The sequence below is a fragment of the Pseudomonas sp. LPB4.O genome (assembly GCF_038383825.1).
Taxonomy (GTDB): domain Bacteria; phylum Pseudomonadota; class Gammaproteobacteria; order Pseudomonadales; family Pseudomonadaceae; genus Aquipseudomonas; species Aquipseudomonas putida.
In genome coordinates this window covers 3,510,853-3,525,150 of the sequence record NZ_CP151298.1, presented here as the reverse complement: position 1 = coordinate 3,525,150, position 14,298 = coordinate 3,510,853, and the positions used below count along the sequence as shown (strand labels likewise).

The window sequence follows — 14,298 nt, the reverse complement described above, 5'->3', positions numbered from 1 at the left end:
GCCTGGTTCCGAGCCCCCGCCGGATCACAGCACTTTGTCGAGTGTGATCGGTAACGCCCTTACACGCTTGCCCGTAGCATGGTAGACAGCGTTGGCCACCGCGGCAGCCACCCCGACAACGCCGATTTCACCCACGCCCTTGGAGCCCAGTTCATTAACGATGTCATCGTTCTCTTCAACGAAGATCACCTCGATATCCCCAATGTCTGCGTTGACCGGGATGTGGTATTGCGCCAGGTCGTGGTTGACGATGCGGCCCAGCCGATGGTCGGCTAACGCCTCTTCGTGAAGGGCCATGCCCACACCCCACACCACGCCTCCCAGGATCTGGCTGGTTGCAGTCTTTGGGTTGACCACCCGTCCTGCCGCCACGGCGCTGACCACCCGGGTCACCTTGATGGTGCCGAGGTCCTCGTCAACGTGGACTTCCACGAACACCGCCGAATGAGTGGCGGTGGAGAACAGTTGGCGCCTGGCGCCTGGCTCGGCATCGATCTGCACTTCGAAACCAGCACCCGCGGCTCTGGCGACGATGTCTCCCAAGGCCAGGCGAAGGCTGCCGGCGTACAGGTAGCCATCAGCGAAAACGATCTGCTCCGTGGGTGTATTGGCGAGCTCTGGGTATGTGTTGCGCGCGTGTTCCAGCACTTTGCTGCGTAGCACAAGGCAGGCTTGACGCACGGCCGAACCCACTGACGACACGGTGAACGATCCGCCCTGAAGTGGCGCAGTGGGCAGCGAGGAGTCGCCCAGCACGAAGGTGATATCCTGCACCCTGACCCCGGCAGCGTCGGCGGCGATCTGAGTCATGACGGTGTAGGTGCCGGTTCCAATGTCGGTGGTGGCGCTGCTGACAGTCAGCTGGCCCTGTGCATCGATGCGGGCCTTGGCGCTGGCTTTCATCTGCATCGCTTCCCAGACGCCGCCAGCCATGCCCCAACCCACCAACTGATGGCCATTGCGCATGCTGCGAGGCTGCGGGTTGCGGTTTACCCAGCCGAAACGGTCGGCGCCTTGCTGGTAACACGCCAGCAACTCCTTGCTGGAATAGGGCTTGCCCTCGTTGGCATTGTTGGCGGCGAAGTTGCGCCGGCGCAAGTCGAGCGGGTCGATCTGCGCTGCGCAGGCGAGTTCATCCATGGCGCATTCCAGCGCTATCATCCCGGAGGCAGCGCCGGGTGCGCGCATGTCCAGCGGGGTGTACACATCCAGTGGGGCCAAGCGATAGCTGAGCGCAACGTTGTCACACTGGTAGAGCATGCCGCTCCATTCCACCAGATGCTCGGTGAAGTCCTCGAAGCGGGATGTCTGGCCAAGTGCATCGTGGGCAATTGCCAGCAGCCGGCCGTGCGCGTCTGCGCCCAGGCGCAGCCGCTGTTCGGTGCGGGGCCGGTAGCCGAAGGTGAACATCTGCTGGCGCGTCAGCGTGACGCGCACCGAGCGTTGCAGGTGCAATGCCGCCATCACTGCCAACGGCAGCTGGTACTGCGGGCGCAAGCCCGAGCCGAAGGCACCACCGACAAATGCCGCACGCACCCTGATGTCGGCCTTTGGCAGGCCGAACACTTTGTGCAGATAGTCCTGGCAGTTTTGCGTACCCTGGGTCTTGTCGTGGATTTCCAGGGTGCCGTCCATTTTGTAGAGCACGGTCGACGCATGTGGCTCCATCGGGTTGTGATGCTCATTAGCGGTCAGGTAAGTGGCATCTACCTGCAGCGGTGCACCGGCGAATTGCGCGACAAAGTCGCCACGCGGTGCCGGTGTCTCGGCCGGTGCTTCATGCGATTGCGGGCTGGCACCCAGGTCTGTCTGGTGGGCCTCTTCTTCATACTCGATATTGATCAGCGACCCTGCATACCGCGCCAGTTGCAAGGTGTCAGCCACCACCAGGGCCAACGGTTGCCCGCTGTAGAGCACGCGGTCGTTGAACAGCGGCCGAAACGGCGACCCCTCGGCCGAGTCGGCGTCACTGTAGTCGTCGTCGTAACCGGAAATGTGCGGCCGGTGGCGATGGTCGAGCACGGCGATCACCCCGGGCACGCGGGTTGCCAGGGTACTGTCGATCTTGAGTACCCGGCCTCGGGCGATGGTGCTGGACACGACACTGCCATGAAGCAGCCCGGCCTCGGGGTACTCACCCGCATAGCGTGCCTGCCCGGTTACCTTGGCCACGCCGTCCACGCGGTCCAGGGGCGTGCCGACCAACGGTGTGGTTCTGTTCATGGTCGTGCCTCCCTGCCTGCAGCGCCCAGCGCCGCCTCGTTCAATGCCCGCACGCTAGCCCGCTGCGCGAGCGTTACCTTGAAACCGTTGTGGCTCAGGGGCTGTGCACCTTGCAGCAGCATTTGCGCGGCCTGGGTGAAAAGCGCTTCGCAAGGCACCTGGCCGATCAGCATGCGCTCCACATCCGGAACTCGCCAAGGCTTGTGGGCAACACCGCCCAGGGCCAGGCGAGCCTGCTGTATCACCTCGCCATCGAAGCGCAGGGCAGCGGCAACCGACACCAGCGCGAATGCATAGGATGCCCGGTCCCGAATTTTCAGGTATCGGTAGTGGTGCTCAAATAGCGGGGGCGGCAGCTCGATGCCTGTCACCAGTTCATCGACTGCCAGCTGATTGTCGCGCTCGGGGGTGTCCTCGGGCAGGCGATGGAAATCTGCGAAGGGTATCTGGCGTTCACCGGACGGCCCTTGTACATGCACCACGGCTTCGAGCGCTGCCAATGCCACGCACATGTCCGAGGGGTGGGTCGCGACGCAGGCAGCGCTGGCGCCAAGAATGGCATGGATACGGTTCAGGCCATCACGCGCGGGGCATCCGCTGCCGGGTTCACGTTTGTTGCAGGGGGTGCCGGTGTCATAGAAGTAGTAGCACCGGGTACGTTGCAGCAGGTTGCCACCGGTGCTTGCCATGTTTCTCAACTGCGGGGATGCCCCTGCCAGGATGGCTTCTGACAGCAGTGGATAGCGCTGCTGGATCATCGGATGCCAGGCCAGGTCGGCGTTGCTGACCAATGCGCCGATCAGCACGCCCGCGTTGGCGGTGGCGTGGATACCGTTCAGCCCAATGCCTGAGATGTCGATCAGCCGTTCGGGCCGAACCACGGTCTGCTTCATCAGGTCGACGAGGTTGGTACCACCGGCAATGAAGCGCGAGCTGGGGTCTGCCAGGCTGATTGCCTCGCTGACCGATGCAGGCTTGTGGTAGCTGAAAGGCGTCATGGGTTCGTCCCTCCCTGGGTGGCTTGGGGCCGGTCGTTCATTGACGGCAGGGCTTCCTCCACTGCAGCGACGATGTTGCTGTAGGCACCGCAGCGGCACAGGTTGCCGCTCATCTGTTCGCGAATGGCCTGGGGGGTATTGGCATGGCCTTCGTTTGCCAGGCCCACTGCGGAGCAGATCTGGCCCGGGGTGCAGTAGCCGCACTGGAAGGCATCATGGCGGATGAAGGCGCGTTGCAGGGGGTGCAGTTCGCCGCCGCTAGCCAGCCCTTCGATAGTCACCAGGTGGGCGCCTTCGCACATGACGGCGAGGGTGAGGCATGCATTGATGCGCTTGCCATCACGCAATACCGTGCAGGCCCCACACTGGCCGTGGTCGCAGCCTTTCTTGGTGTCTATCAGGTCCAACTGCTCACGCAGCAGGTCGAGCAATGTTGTCCAGGGAAGGACCAGCAGTGATCGGGGCTGACCATTGATGGTCAGGCCAATGCGGTGCTCTTCGGCACCCACGGGGGCGGTTGCGCTCATGGAAGGTCCTCACGGTCAGGGTTCGCACAGTTGGCTGTGTCTCTGTCGTGCGACCGGCCGGGCCGGAAAAACGTTCAGCCGACTTGCCAGGCTGCAGCGCAGCACCCTCTCTCGCGCTGATTACCATTGCGGCCCAAGCCTCGGCCCCGGGTTCAGTGGCTGGGGTTGATCGTGCCGTTTCATTTTGATCGCCAGGTAAGCGTCATAGATCACACACGCTGAACTACCGCCGTCCCGCCTGCGTCCTCCGAATGAATGCCCAGTAATGAGGGCATTCGCTCATTACTCAGTTACGAGGGCGTAACGATGGACAAGACCGATCAAGGCTCGACGTCTTCACCCGGCAGCACTCAGGATCACGCGCAGGCCATCACCGATGAGGCCGGTGCGCTGCTAGGTGAAGCCAGGCAGAAAGGCAGCGAGCAATTCGAGCACTACCGCGATACCGCAGCCGATCAGCTTGATTCGCTTGAGCAAGGCGCACGCTCAGCCGCGCAAGCACTGCAAGAAAACGACACCTTCGGGTTATCGCAGTACCTGAGCCAGGCAGCTGGGTGCGTGGGCGACTTGGCCGCGCAGCTGCGTCATGAAAACGCCGAGAGCCTGCTGCAGCGCGGTGCCCAGTTGGCACGGAGCAACCCGGCGCTGTTTTTGGCCGGTAGCGTCGCACTTGGCTTTGCCGTGTCGCGGTTCATGCGGGCCAGCGCTACTCATGGTCAGGCTACCGCTGCGTCATCGGACGATTGGCGCCACCCCCGGCCTGCGCAGCCTGTGACGCCGGATCGCGGTAGCGACGTATCCACCCGCAAACCTTACACCCCCATCGACCCGATCGGGCCAGGCGCCGGTACGCCGGTCAGTGGTAGCCCGTTCGAGCGTGATCCACTCAAAGGAGGTGAATGATGAACAAGGACCCCTTGCAAACCACCCCGGGATTACGCTCGGCGGACGAAGACGCGGTCGGTGTCGGTGGCCTGCTGCGTCAGCTGATGCGGGAAGTACCGGAGCTGTTCACCAAGGAACTGGCGTTGGCAAAGGCCGAGCTTCAGCACAACCTGGCTACCCTGAAAGCCGGGACGGCGGCCGTTGCAGCGGGGGCTGTGGTGATTCTGGCGGGTTTCATCATCCTGTTGCTGGCGGCAGTCTATGCCCTGGCAATGGTGGTCGAGCCCTGGTTGGCTGCGTTGATCGTCGGCGCAATTACCGTGGTGATCGGTTTCATCATGCTGCAGTCGGGCAAGAAGCAGTTCGAGCCCGCGCATCTGGCACCTGATCGCACCTTGCATGCCATGCAACAGGACAAGGATACGTTGAAGAGGAAACTGCCATGACCACTTCCTTCGAACATGACGCGCACAAAGACCCGGACCTGCTCGAGCAGGAAATCAACGCCAGGCGCGAGCACATCAGCGATCTGGTGGATGCCCTCGAACAGCGCCTGAGCCCTGGCCAGATGGTCGATCGGCTATTGGCCTATGCAAAGGGCAATGGCGGTGAGTTCTTCCAGAACCTTGGCACCACGCTCAAGAACAACCCCGTACCCGCTACCCTCACCGTACTGGGCCTGGCCTGGCTGGGCTTGAACCAGAACCGCCCCTTCAACCCCGGGCCCGCGCATCAGGGGCCTGGGTTGGGTGAGAAGATCGCAGACGCAGTGGACACGGTGAAGGATGCCTTTGCCCATGCAGGGGAGGCGGTGCACGATGCCAGCCAGGCGGTGCGCATGAAAGCCCATGACGTGCGTGACCGGGCAGGTGAACTTGGCAGCAGTGCGCGGGACTCGATGGGTGCTTCTGCAGATAACCTGCGTCACTCAGCGCACAAGGTCGCAGACCAGACCACGGCGCTGAAAGGGCAGTTCGATCAGATGCTCCACGAGCAACCGATGGTATTGGCCGCCTTGGGGATAGCGCTGGGCGCGGCATTGGGGGCGGCGTTGCCCAGTACCCGCAAGGAAGATGAGCTGATGGGCGCCAGTAGTGACCGGTTGACCGACGCGCTCAAGGCCAAAGGTAGCGAGTTGAAGACGTCGGTCGAAGAATCGATGGATCAGGCGGGTGGCAACGCATCGGCGCGGGCAGGGGGCAAACCGGAAGGCACCGACCTTTCCGACGGGCTTGGCTTCACGCCTTGAGCCTGATGGATGTTCACAGGCCGCTCCATGGGTGGGGCCGTCCCTCACGAGGATGGCCCTGACCGCTAAGCAGGGGCCGGACCGGGTTGCCGCTGGCAGCAATTGAGCTCGGGCGCCGCCAGCGCTGTCACCTCACGGTACCGGTACGGGTGAAACTCACACAGAATGATGTACCCGTTTCGTTCGTGGAACTCACTGCCACATCGCCGCCACGGGCCCTGGCTATTTCCCGAACAATGAAAAGGCCAAGACCTACGCTTCTCAGGTCAGTGTCCAGCTCGCTCACTCTGGTCATTGGCTCAAAGAGGTTACCTAACGAAGATTCGGATATGGCTGTGCCCCCCCATACCTGCGCCTTCCTGCTTGTGAATCACGATGTTGAGTGCCTCTGCTGACACGCCTGGCAGGGCAGGAGCCCGTTGCAGGCGAACAGCAGAGGTGGCTATCACTTCTTGCCAGGCAGCACCGAGCTGAGCACCTGCTTGGCTGTCTGCACGATGATGCCCGCCTGGTCCGGGTCGCCCTTGAGCAAGGTAGTGGCGAACTTCTTCGCCTGCTCCAGCTTGATGTGGGGTGGCAGGGGCGGCACGTTCGGGTCGGTCTTGAACTCGATCAGTACTGGCCGATCAGCAGCCAGCGCGCGCTCCCACGCAGCGGCAACGTCCTCTTCGCGATCTACGTAGATACCTTGCAGGCCAATGGAAATGGCGAACAAATGGTAGGGCACGTCAGGGATCGACTGCGAAGCTTCGAACTTGGGGTCGCCCTCCATCACCCGTTGCTCCCAAGTCACCTGGTTGAGGTCTTCATTGTTGAACACGGCACAGATCCATTGTGGGTTGTCCCACTGCTGCCAGTACTTGGCCACGGTGATCAGTTCGGCGAGGTTGTTCATCTGCATCGCGCCATCGCCCACCAAAGCAACCACTGCCCGTTGCGGGTGGGCGAATTTGGCTGCAATGGCATAGGGCACGGCTGCGCCCATGCAAGCCAGGCCGCCGGACAGCGAACACTGCATACCCTGGCGAATCTGCAGGTCGCGGGCAAACCAGTTGGCACAGGAGCCGGAATCGCTGGTGATGATGGCGTGGTCGGGCAGGCGAGGGGACAGCTCATGGACCACGCGTTGCGGGTTAATCGGGTCAGCCTTGGCCAGCGCGCGCTTGGCCACGGTCTTGTCCCACTGCGCACGCCAGGTTTCCACCTTGTCGCGCCAGCGCCGGTCGGTCTTGTGCTCAAGCAACGGCAACAATGTGCGCAGTGTTTCGCTGGCGTCGCCGACCAGGTTGACCTCCATCGGGTAGCGCAGGCTGAGCATGTCGGGTTGCAGGTCTATCTGCACGCCGCGCGCCTGGCCTTCCTTGGGCAGAAACTCGGAATAGGGAAAGCCGGAGCCAATCATCAGCAAGGTGTCGCACTCGGTCATCAGCTGATAACTGGGTTCGGTGCCAAGCAGGCCGATCGACCCGGTGACCCACGGGAGGTCGTCCGGCAACACAGCCTTGCCCAACAGCGCTTTGGCCACCCCGGCGCCGAGTATTTCGGCAATTGCAATCACCTGCTCTGTTGCCTGCAGTGCGCCGGCACCTACCAGTATCGCCACCTTGTGCCCGGCGTTGAGTACATCGGCGGCGCGCTGCAGGTCTTCGTCGAACGGCAACACCCTGGGCTTGCTGTAGCCGATGCCGGAATGCACCGTACCGTGAGCCCTCGGCGGTTCGTTGTAGGGCAGGTCCTGCAGATCATTGGGCAGGATGATGGCGGTAACGCGGCGCTCGCCGACGGCCGTGCGCACCGCACGGTCGAGCAGGTGGCGCACCTGCTCCGGTGTCGATGCCTGCTGGACGAACGCACCGGCCACGTCCTTGAACATCGACAGCAGGTCCAGCTCCTGCTGGTAGTGCCCGCCCAGTGCCGCACGGGCCTGTTGACCGACAATGGCCAGCACCGGCTGGTGGTCCATGCGTGCGTCGTACAGGCCGGTGAGCAGGTGCGAGGCGCCTGGGCCGGAGGTGGCCATGCAAACACCGAGTTCGCCGGTGAACTTGGCATGTGCGCTGGCCATGAAGGCGGCCATTTCCTCATGGCGGGCCTGGATGAATTCAATCTTGCCCTTGGCCCGGCTCAGCGCGCCGAACACCCCATTGATGCCGTCGCCGGGGTAACCGAAGATGCGCCGTACTCCCCATTGATACAAACGTTCCACCAGAAAGTCGCCTACCGTACCGGTCATTGCCTGCTCCCGTTCTGTCATTGATAGGTGTCTGGACTTGGCACGTGTCGGGAAAGTTTCAACGGTATGTTCACCAGTCTGCCGGCTGGAACCTCGCAACAGCCGACGGGTTCGAAGGTGAATCGATGACCGCCAGGGTGCCCATCATGACGCTCATGAATACAGAAGATGCCAGCGTGCAGGCCTTGTATTTCGAAGACGACGGCGCCACGCCGAACAGCCGTTTTCCCGTACTGTTCTACCGGTTGAAGCTCGATCCGTCGGGGGACAATGCCAGCGCATTCGAAGCGCTGTTTACGGCTCACCAATGGACCCCGCTGAGGCGCGACGGAATCTTCGATTATCACCACTTTCACCCTAACGCTCATGAGGCGCTGGGCATTGCCTGGGGGCAGGCGCGATTGACGCTTGGCGGGGAATCAGGGCAGATCGTTAGCGTGGAGCGGGGCGATGTGCTGGTGCTGCCAGCTGGTACGGGCCATCGCTGCATCGAGTGCAGCTATAAGTTTCTGGTGGTCGGCGCCTATCCCTACGGGCAGGAAAACTACGACATCCAGCGTCCCGACAGAGCAGCGCACCAGCGTGCCGTTGCGCGCATCGCCAAAGTACCGCTACCTCAGCAAGATCCGGTCGGCGGCATGCGGGGTGCGTTGATGACGCATTGGCGCTGAGTGCGCTGCAGTCAGGCCGAGTGGTCCATTGCCATCGGCCATTTCACCTAACTGCCGGAACCTGCGCCGGATCCACTACCAGATGAGCCTCCGCCACCACTGCCCGAGCCTGTACCGCTGCCACCAGAGCCATTACCCCCGGTGCCCGAACCACTGTTGGTACCGTCACCGCCCGTGTTGTCCGTCCCATTGTCATCAGTACCGCCATTACCCGTACCCATGCCATCGCCTGGTGTTCCTGAGCCCGTGGCACCGCCTTGGCCGTTCATTTGACCATTGTCGTGCGGTTGCATGCCCGGGGCGCGCTGATCGTTCAGGTCTGTGGCAGCCAGGGCAAGTGGTGCAGCCAAGCCCAGGCACAGGGTAAGCACAAACGCAGAGGGTTTTGTGGGTGTCATGGTGAAACTCCTTTCAGGGTTGTTCACCTACTGTTCGGCCTGCCGCTCGCGGGAGGGTGCCTGCTGAGCGACGGAAGGCGCGGTGGCGTGAGGAGTTCAAAAATGCGAGGGGTGGGGGCTGGCAGAAACTCTGAATCATTTGCCGCCGGGGAGGGTCGACCGGGTGAAGCCCACAGATGGAGAGCGTTCATGTCCACACCTCATGACCCAAGACCGCCCATTGAGATCGACGACACCGAGGACCGCATGGGCAGCGTCCACGAGCTGGATTTCAGCGAACGCCGCGATGAACGCCAGGGACGTGTCGGCGACGAGCGTCCGGCGCGGGAGATCGCCGAGGATTACCCGCCCCGGCGTGTTGCTGAAAGCGGCATGACCGGCGGCGAGGCGTTGAGCGACAGCCTGCACGAGGACAACGTCACCCTCGATGACCTGAGCCCCGATACGCTGCTCGATGAGACCGGTGCCCGCGATCCGGATGAGCCTGGCAGCGGCGGCCCGGCGGACAAGGCCTTGCGCCAGGTAGATGCCCACGAGATCGGTGGCGGTTTCGGCCTGGACGAGGCCGAACTGGCCCGCTCCGCGCCGCTGGACGGCGAGCCGTGGACCGATGACGTGGTGCCCGATGACGAAGGGAGAGAGCCGTGATGAATGAACAACGTTGTTCCTGCACCCATTGTTCTTGCACCGTGGATGCCAACGCTGTGATCCAGGATGGCAAGGCCTATTGCTGCGAGGCCTGTGCGAATGGCCATCGCAATGGCGAACCCTGTCGAATGAGCGACTGCAAGTGTGGTGAGTTGTCTCACACGAAAGAGTCCAATGTCGATAATGCACTGGATGAAACATTTCCGGCGAGTGATCCGATTTCGCCATGATGCCAGTTGCTGCCAGATGTGAGACCAACGGTGGACCAGTCGTTATCCACCAACGCAACCTTGCCATGGAGCGGCCGTTGGCAGTACTCATGGATGCGCACGTGGTCGCGCAACAGGTAGTTGTAGAGCCGGCGCGAGAGCGCGCGTACCCAGCGCATGTCCGGTTGCCCCTGGAGGATTAGCGTCACCTCGACCCGCACCCCGCGCCGCGCAGCATCGATCAGGGCGTGGCGCAAGGGTTGACCGATCTTGTCGTGGGCATTGCGCAGGTAGATACGGTCCAGGCGCAGCATCGGCAGGGGCGCGGAAAAGCTGCGTGTCGGCTTGCCGACAGCTTCCACCAAGTAGCCCGATAACCGCGCATTTGCTTTCAGGCGCCAGTCGTTGAAGTCGCCGGCGACGATGACCGGCTCGTCCGGTGGCAGGCTCTCAGGTTCATAGCGGCTACTGCGGCTCGACGCCTGGTTCGGTCACCAGCTCGCCGTCAAGCCCTAGCTTGTCCAGCAGGCGGCGGGCATCGTAAGGGGCATGGACTTTCTGGTCGTTGTCGAAGTAGCAGTACACGTCGCGGGAGGTGCGTTTTGCCGGGGCGCGGCGCATCACACGCTGAGCATCCTCAGGCTGGCTGCCTGCAGCCCAGGCTTGTATGCGCAGGCGCCAGCGCCGCAACGCCTTGGCCGTGTAGCCGCTACTGTACAGCTCGACATCACCATGCAGGCGCAAGTACACGAAATCGGCCGTGACCTCTTCGACATAGGGCCATTTGCCGGCGCTGTCGGCGACCACCAGGGCAACCTTGTGCTTGCGTAGCAGGTTGATGAAGGTGTCACAGAGGAAGCTGGGGTGGCGGATTTCCACGGCGTGGCGCAGGCGCGCATTACCCGGCACGGCAGTGCCGCCGTTGCCTTGCAGGCGTTCAGCGGCGTGGCGCGCAAGGCTGCGGGCGGCTTTGCGGTCACGTGGCAGCTTGGCCAGGAAGTCGCTGAAGCGCTGCGCGTCGAATTTCAGGTTTGGGGGAAACTGCCACAGGAAGGGGCCGAGTTTGTCACCCAGCAGCAAGGGGCCCGATGCGAAGAAGTTGGCAAGCGCCTCGTCGATTTCGCGGAGCCTGCGTACGTGGGTGATGTACCGCGGCGCCTTGACCGAGAACACGAACCCCTGCGGTGTCTCGTCACGCCACTTGCCATAGCGTTCGGGGGTTTGCAGTGCGTAGAACGAACCGTTGATTTCGATACTGTTGACTGCCCGCGAGGCAAACGCCAGCTCGTCGCTCTGGCGCAGTCCCTCGGGGTAGAAGTCCTTGCGCCATGGGCCATAGCGCCAACCGGAAATTCCAATGCGGATCTCGCTCACCATAGTCCCCTGCGGTCCTGTACTTAACAGTAGCGACAGGCAGCAGGACAAGAGGATTCAACAGGATTGACGAGTGGCTGGCATGGAAAAAGGAACGTTACCGGTGCTGCAATCGTTTCCCAGTGGCCACCTGCTGCCTTCGTTATCACTTAGAATGTCGACCACTGCCCCGTTTTTCTGCAAGGCTTCACGAGGTCCCGTCAACTCCACTTGTTCGAAGCCATCGGTGACCAGAAAGGCTACGCGCTTGCCACCCAGTTTTGCCCAACTGACTGTTGCGGTTGAACGTTGCGCGGCTCTTGGGCTCTGACTAGCAGGGATAGAACGAGGCGGCCGTCATGAGTATCGAACGCAGCATTCCTGAACTTGAAGCCTGGTACGCGCAGTACGACGACATCAGCTACCGGCGCAAATCGCCGGATGCCTACCACCATGAACTGGTACGCACCGCCGAGGCGCTGCGGGACGATGGTGCGATTGACTGGGATGACTGGTTGGCGCTGAAGGCACTGGCCGATGAGGCACATATCCGGGCACTGGAAGATGCCGTGCAGGCTCATGTGAGTGACCCTCACGCATGAAAGCGCTGAAGATCGCCACCTTCAATATCAATGGCATCCGCAGCCGCCTGCCCACGCTGTTGGCCTGGCTGGAACGGGAGCAGCCGGACATTGCCTGCTTGCAGGAACTAAAGGCGGCCGACCAGCAGTTTCCTCGCCAGGCCATCGAAGCGGCAGGTTATGGTTGCCTTTACCAAGGGCAACCCTCATGGAACGGCGTGGCTATCCTGGCGCGTGATAGCGAGCCGCTGGAGGTACGTCGCGGGCTGCCTGGCATGCAGGACGATCAGCAAAGCCGCTATCTGGAAGCTGCGGTGCACGGCGTGCTGGTGGGCTGTTTGTACTTGCCCAATGGCAACCCGCAACCCGGCCCGAAGTTCGATTACAAACTCCGTTGGTTCGAGTGCCTGATCAAGCATGCCCAAACACTGCATGGCAGCGGCCATCCTGCGGTGTTGGCCGGCGATTTCAATGTTGTGCCGACCGATCTGGACATCTACAACCCGCGCTCATGGCTCAAGGACGCGCTGCTGCAACCTGAATCGCGGGCGTATTTCCAACAGTTACTGGCGCAGGGCTGGGTCGATGCTGTTCGCCACCTGTATCCCGAGCAGCGCATCTACACGTTCTGGGATTATTTTCGCAATCATTGGGCGCGTAATGCCGGGCTCCGTATTGATCACCTGCTGCTCAACCTCAGTCTCAGCCCTTATCTGAAGCAGGCGGGCGTGGATGCCTGGGTGCGCAACGAAGCCAAGGCCAGTGATCATGCGCCGGTCTGGATCCAGTTGGGCTCGCGCCGCCAGCAACGCTAGCTGGCAGGGCGGCTGTTCCCTGGAGCGTGTGGGCAGGATAGGCGTCTGGGCACCCATCGGCAAAGTTTCACGCACTTCCCCTCATCGCATTCATCTTCAGTGATCAGCGTCGGCTACGCTGGTTGGGAAAGCGCACGTGATCTCGCAATGAGACCACGCTCATTGCTCAGTGCGCAGACTGCTCTTGGTTACCTGCGTCGTGAATGTGTGAGTGTAAGACCCACAAGGATTCCCAGCGCCGCTGCGCCTATCAGCAGCGGCGTTTTGTCTTTTGGCTTCCTCCTGCCTCCGTCGATACCCCTCCTGCCACTTGGAGGCTCAAAAAGGTTGCCAGATGAGGCTTCGGCTATGGGGCTGCGATTTATCCCCCAGCGCGTCAGCCTCCCTGACAACCGAGGCAGCCCGGGTATCAGGTAGCTGGCCAGATGCGCGAGGCGCGCCGCAGCGCCAACCGTGGTGTGAGCCCGAGGCGAGATTGCGCAGGCCACCATAGCCTTTGCCACCATTTCGGGATCGTATATGGGGCCTGGTGGTGTCAACGCATGCCCGGTGTAGTTGCCCCCATCCCGGAAGCCCGGTGTGTCCATAACTGCAGGATAGATATCGCAGACATGGATGTCGGGAAACGCCGTCAATTCGCCCCGCAATGCCTCGGTCAGTCCACGCAAGCCGAACTTGCTCGCCGAGTAAGCGGCGGCATAGGGCTGGGCCACCCAGCTGCCCAGCGACAGCGTGTTGATCAGAAGGCCGCTGCCCTGCGCCTTGAAGAAGGGAAGGGCGACGTAGGCACCTCGCAGGTAACCGAGCAGGTCGGTCTGGATGACCTGTTCGTGTGCCTCCAATGGGGTGTCCTCGAAGTGGCCGACCGCACCAACTCCGGCGTTGTTGACCCAGACATCGATTCGCCCATGGCCAAACTCTGCGGCCTGCGCCGCCAGCGCTTGAACCTGGTCGTTGCGGGTGACATCGGTCGTGACCGCTATGGCGTCGGTTCCGCAATCGGTGCATTCATCCAGGACATCGAACAACGCCTCTTCGTCGCGTGCGGCGAGCACCAAGCGAGCACCTTTGCACGCAAACGCATGCGCCGCGGCTCGGCCAATACCGCTGGAAGCGCCAGTGACCACCACGACCTTACCGCGCAGAGGCCCTTTGACCGAAGCGCCACTGTTAGGCGCTTCTCGTTCTGTACCCGAGGCACTGTGGTCAAGGGGGGCAACGGTTTCGCTGGCCTCGATCCGCGAGAGTTCAAGCGCGGTGCCATCGACCAGGGTCAACGTCAGCCCTTCGACCGTGCCTGCCTCTCGGTTTGGAAAAACGGGTTCACCTGCGGCATCCAGGCTGTCGTAGATGAAGCGTGTACCCTCAAGCCAGCCCACGGCGGTGAGAAGTTCGGGGCCGAGATAATACTTCCCGTCTTGAAAGAAGCCTGGAAACTGATGAGCGCGCTCCACGTTTTCCACGCGATAGCGTTCGCCTGATTTCATGCCTGTTGCTTGATCGATCAT

14 protein-coding genes and 4 pseudogenes are annotated in these 14,298 nt (G+C 62.2%); 8 read left to right on the top strand and 10 right to left on the bottom strand.

Annotated features, from left to right (window positions below):
* Positions 1 to 24: 24 nt before the first annotated feature.
* Genes MRBLPB4O_RS15890 through MRBLPB4O_RS15880 form a run of 3 tightly spaced genes read right to left on the bottom strand, consistent with a single transcriptional unit; the run spans position 25 to position 3,748 of the window.
* Positions 25 to 2,223, bottom strand: coding sequence for a xanthine dehydrogenase family protein molybdopterin-binding subunit (locus MRBLPB4O_RS15890; protein ID WP_341795831.1), 2,199 nt, complete (start codon positions 2,221 to 2,223; stop codon positions 25 to 27).
* Positions 2,220 to 3,221: a xanthine dehydrogenase family protein subunit M gene (locus MRBLPB4O_RS15885; RefSeq protein WP_341795830.1), complete on the bottom strand. Its 1,002-nt coding sequence runs from the start codon at positions 3,219 to 3,221 to the stop codon at positions 2,220 to 2,222. Before MRBLPB4O_RS15885 ends, MRBLPB4O_RS15890 begins: the two co-directional genes overlap by 4 nt.
* Positions 3,218 to 3,748, bottom strand: coding sequence for a (2Fe-2S)-binding protein (locus MRBLPB4O_RS15880; protein ID WP_341795829.1), 531 nt, complete (start codon positions 3,746 to 3,748; stop codon positions 3,218 to 3,220). Before MRBLPB4O_RS15880 ends, MRBLPB4O_RS15885 begins: the two co-directional genes overlap by 4 nt.
* 306 nt (positions 3,749 to 4,054) lie before the next feature.
* Between MRBLPB4O_RS15880 and MRBLPB4O_RS15875 the strand changes: the two genes are divergently transcribed.
* Genes MRBLPB4O_RS15875 through MRBLPB4O_RS15865 form a run of 3 tightly spaced genes read left to right on the top strand, consistent with a single transcriptional unit; the run spans position 4,055 to position 5,882 of the window.
* Positions 4,055 to 4,651: a hypothetical protein gene (locus MRBLPB4O_RS15875; protein WP_341795828.1), complete on the top strand. Its 597-nt coding sequence runs from the start codon at positions 4,055 to 4,057 to the stop codon at positions 4,649 to 4,651.
* On the top strand, positions 4,651 to 5,079 hold the full coding sequence (locus tag MRBLPB4O_RS15870) for a phage holin family protein (RefSeq protein ID WP_197897593.1): 429 nt from the start codon (positions 4,651 to 4,653) through the stop codon (positions 5,077 to 5,079). Before MRBLPB4O_RS15875 ends, MRBLPB4O_RS15870 begins: the two co-directional genes overlap by 1 nt.
* A complete protein-coding gene (locus tag MRBLPB4O_RS15865) occupies positions 5,076 to 5,882 on the top strand; it encodes a DUF3618 domain-containing protein (protein WP_341795827.1) in 807 nt (268 codons plus the stop codon). The genes MRBLPB4O_RS15870 and MRBLPB4O_RS15865 overlap by 4 nt, the downstream gene beginning before the upstream one ends.
* 127 nt (positions 5,883 to 6,009) lie before the next feature.
* On the opposite strand, the pseudogene MRBLPB4O_RS15860 reads toward MRBLPB4O_RS15865, so the two are convergent.
* A pseudogene (locus MRBLPB4O_RS15860) lies at positions 6,010 to 6,222 on the bottom strand (ATP-binding protein); the annotation flags it as partial.
* A 105-nt stretch (positions 6,223 to 6,327) separates the two neighbouring features.
* Positions 6,328 to 8,115 (bottom strand): thiamine pyrophosphate-requiring protein, encoded by a 1,788-nt coding sequence (locus MRBLPB4O_RS15855; RefSeq protein WP_341795826.1) that lies wholly within the window; start codon positions 8,113 to 8,115, stop codon positions 6,328 to 6,330.
* Positions 8,116 to 8,261: 146 nt separating this feature from the next.
* Between MRBLPB4O_RS15855 and MRBLPB4O_RS15850 the strand changes: the two genes are divergently transcribed.
* The 3 genes from MRBLPB4O_RS15850 (at position 8,262) to MRBLPB4O_RS15840 (ending at position 10,062) form a co-directional block, all read left to right on the top strand.
* The gene (locus MRBLPB4O_RS15850; protein ID WP_341798894.1) at positions 8,262 to 8,786 is read left to right on the top strand and encodes a cupin; all 525 of its coding nucleotides are present in this window, start codon (positions 8,262 to 8,264) and stop codon (positions 8,784 to 8,786) included.
* Between the two features lie 587 nt (positions 8,787 to 9,373).
* On the top strand, positions 9,374 to 9,832 hold the full coding sequence (locus MRBLPB4O_RS15845; protein ID WP_341795825.1) for a phosphotransferase system, HPr-related protein: 459 nt from the start codon (positions 9,374 to 9,376) through the stop codon (positions 9,830 to 9,832).
* Entirely contained in the window at positions 9,832 to 10,062 is a 231-nt protein-coding gene (locus MRBLPB4O_RS15840; protein WP_341795824.1) for a metallothionein, read from the top strand. Before MRBLPB4O_RS15845 ends, MRBLPB4O_RS15840 begins: the two co-directional genes overlap by 1 nt.
* On the opposite strand, the pseudogene MRBLPB4O_RS15835 reads toward MRBLPB4O_RS15840, so the two are convergent.
* The 4 genes and pseudogenes from MRBLPB4O_RS15835 to MRBLPB4O_RS15820 form a co-directional block, all read right to left on the bottom strand.
* A pseudogene (locus MRBLPB4O_RS15835) lies at positions 9,993 to 10,355 on the bottom strand (phospholipase D-like domain-containing protein); the annotation flags it as partial. The gene MRBLPB4O_RS15840 and the pseudogene MRBLPB4O_RS15835 sit on opposite strands and share 70 nt — an antisense overlap.
* Positions 10,329 to 10,487, bottom strand: a pseudogene (locus MRBLPB4O_RS15830) (EEP domain-containing protein); the annotation flags it as partial. The pseudogenes MRBLPB4O_RS15830 and MRBLPB4O_RS15835, both read right to left, overlap by 27 nt.
* Positions 10,488 to 10,506: 19 nt before the next feature.
* Positions 10,507 to 11,418, bottom strand: a complete 912-nt coding sequence (locus MRBLPB4O_RS15825) for a DUF72 domain-containing protein (RefSeq protein WP_341795823.1) — start codon at positions 11,416 to 11,418, stop codon at positions 10,507 to 10,509.
* 129 nt (positions 11,419 to 11,547) lie between these two features.
* Positions 11,548 to 11,736 (bottom strand): annotated as a pseudogene (locus MRBLPB4O_RS15820) (hypothetical protein); the annotation flags it as partial.
* Positions 11,737 to 11,753: 17 nt separating this feature from the next.
* On the opposite strand from MRBLPB4O_RS15820, the gene MRBLPB4O_RS15815 reads away from it, so the two are divergent.
* Positions 11,754 to 11,996 carry a hypothetical protein gene (locus tag MRBLPB4O_RS15815; RefSeq protein ID WP_341795822.1) on the top strand — a complete coding sequence of 81 codons (243 nt, stop codon included), beginning with the start codon at positions 11,754 to 11,756 and terminating at the stop codon, positions 11,994 to 11,996.
* Positions 11,993 to 12,790, top strand: coding sequence for an exodeoxyribonuclease III (xth, locus tag MRBLPB4O_RS15810; protein WP_341795821.1), 798 nt, complete (start codon positions 11,993 to 11,995; stop codon positions 12,788 to 12,790). Before MRBLPB4O_RS15815 ends, xth begins: the two co-directional genes overlap by 4 nt.
* 188 nt (positions 12,791 to 12,978) lie before the next feature.
* On the opposite strand, the gene MRBLPB4O_RS15805 is transcribed toward xth, so the two are convergent.
* Positions 12,979 to 14,298, bottom strand: a complete 1,320-nt coding sequence (locus MRBLPB4O_RS15805; protein WP_341795820.1) for an SDR family oxidoreductase — start codon at positions 14,296 to 14,298, stop codon at positions 12,979 to 12,981.

Excerpts from the sequence above, each read along its gene's own strand:
- xth (WP_341795821.1), top strand. The coding sequence starts at position 11,993 with ATGAAAGCGCTGAAGATCGCCACCTTCAATATCAATGGCATCCGCAGC.
- MRBLPB4O_RS15890 (WP_341795831.1), bottom strand. The coding sequence starts at position 2,223 with ATGAACAGAACCACACCGTTGGTCGGCACGCCCCTGGACCGCGTGGAC.
- MRBLPB4O_RS15845 (WP_341795825.1), top strand. The coding sequence starts at position 9,374 with ATGTCCACACCTCATGACCCAAGACCGCCCATTGAGATCGACGACACC.
- MRBLPB4O_RS15880 (WP_341795829.1), bottom strand. The coding sequence starts at position 3,748 with ATGAGCGCAACCGCCCCCGTGGGTGCCGAAGAGCACCGCATTGGCCTG.
- MRBLPB4O_RS15875 (WP_341795828.1), top strand. The coding sequence starts at position 4,055 with ATGGACAAGACCGATCAAGGCTCGACGTCTTCACCCGGCAGCACTCAG.
- MRBLPB4O_RS15805 (WP_341795820.1), bottom strand. The coding sequence starts at position 14,298 with ATGATCGATCAAGCAACAGGCATGAAATCAGGCGAACGCTATCGCGTG.
- MRBLPB4O_RS15825 (WP_341795823.1), bottom strand. The coding sequence starts at position 11,418 with ATGGTGAGCGAGATCCGCATTGGAATTTCCGGTTGGCGCTATGGCCCA.
- MRBLPB4O_RS15865 (WP_341795827.1), top strand. The coding sequence starts at position 5,076 with ATGACCACTTCCTTCGAACATGACGCGCACAAAGACCCGGACCTGCTC.
- MRBLPB4O_RS15885 (WP_341795830.1), bottom strand. The coding sequence starts at position 3,221 with ATGACGCCTTTCAGCTACCACAAGCCTGCATCGGTCAGCGAGGCAATC.
- MRBLPB4O_RS15840 (WP_341795824.1), top strand. The coding sequence starts at position 9,832 with ATGAATGAACAACGTTGTTCCTGCACCCATTGTTCTTGCACCGTGGAT.
- MRBLPB4O_RS15870 (WP_197897593.1), top strand. The coding sequence starts at position 4,651 with ATGAACAAGGACCCCTTGCAAACCACCCCGGGATTACGCTCGGCGGAC.
- MRBLPB4O_RS15850 (WP_341798894.1), top strand. The coding sequence starts at position 8,262 with ATGACGCTCATGAATACAGAAGATGCCAGCGTGCAGGCCTTGTATTTC.
- MRBLPB4O_RS15815 (WP_341795822.1), top strand. The coding sequence starts at position 11,754 with ATGAGTATCGAACGCAGCATTCCTGAACTTGAAGCCTGGTACGCGCAG.
- MRBLPB4O_RS15855 (WP_341795826.1), bottom strand. The coding sequence starts at position 8,115 with ATGACCGGTACGGTAGGCGACTTTCTGGTGGAACGTTTGTATCAATGG.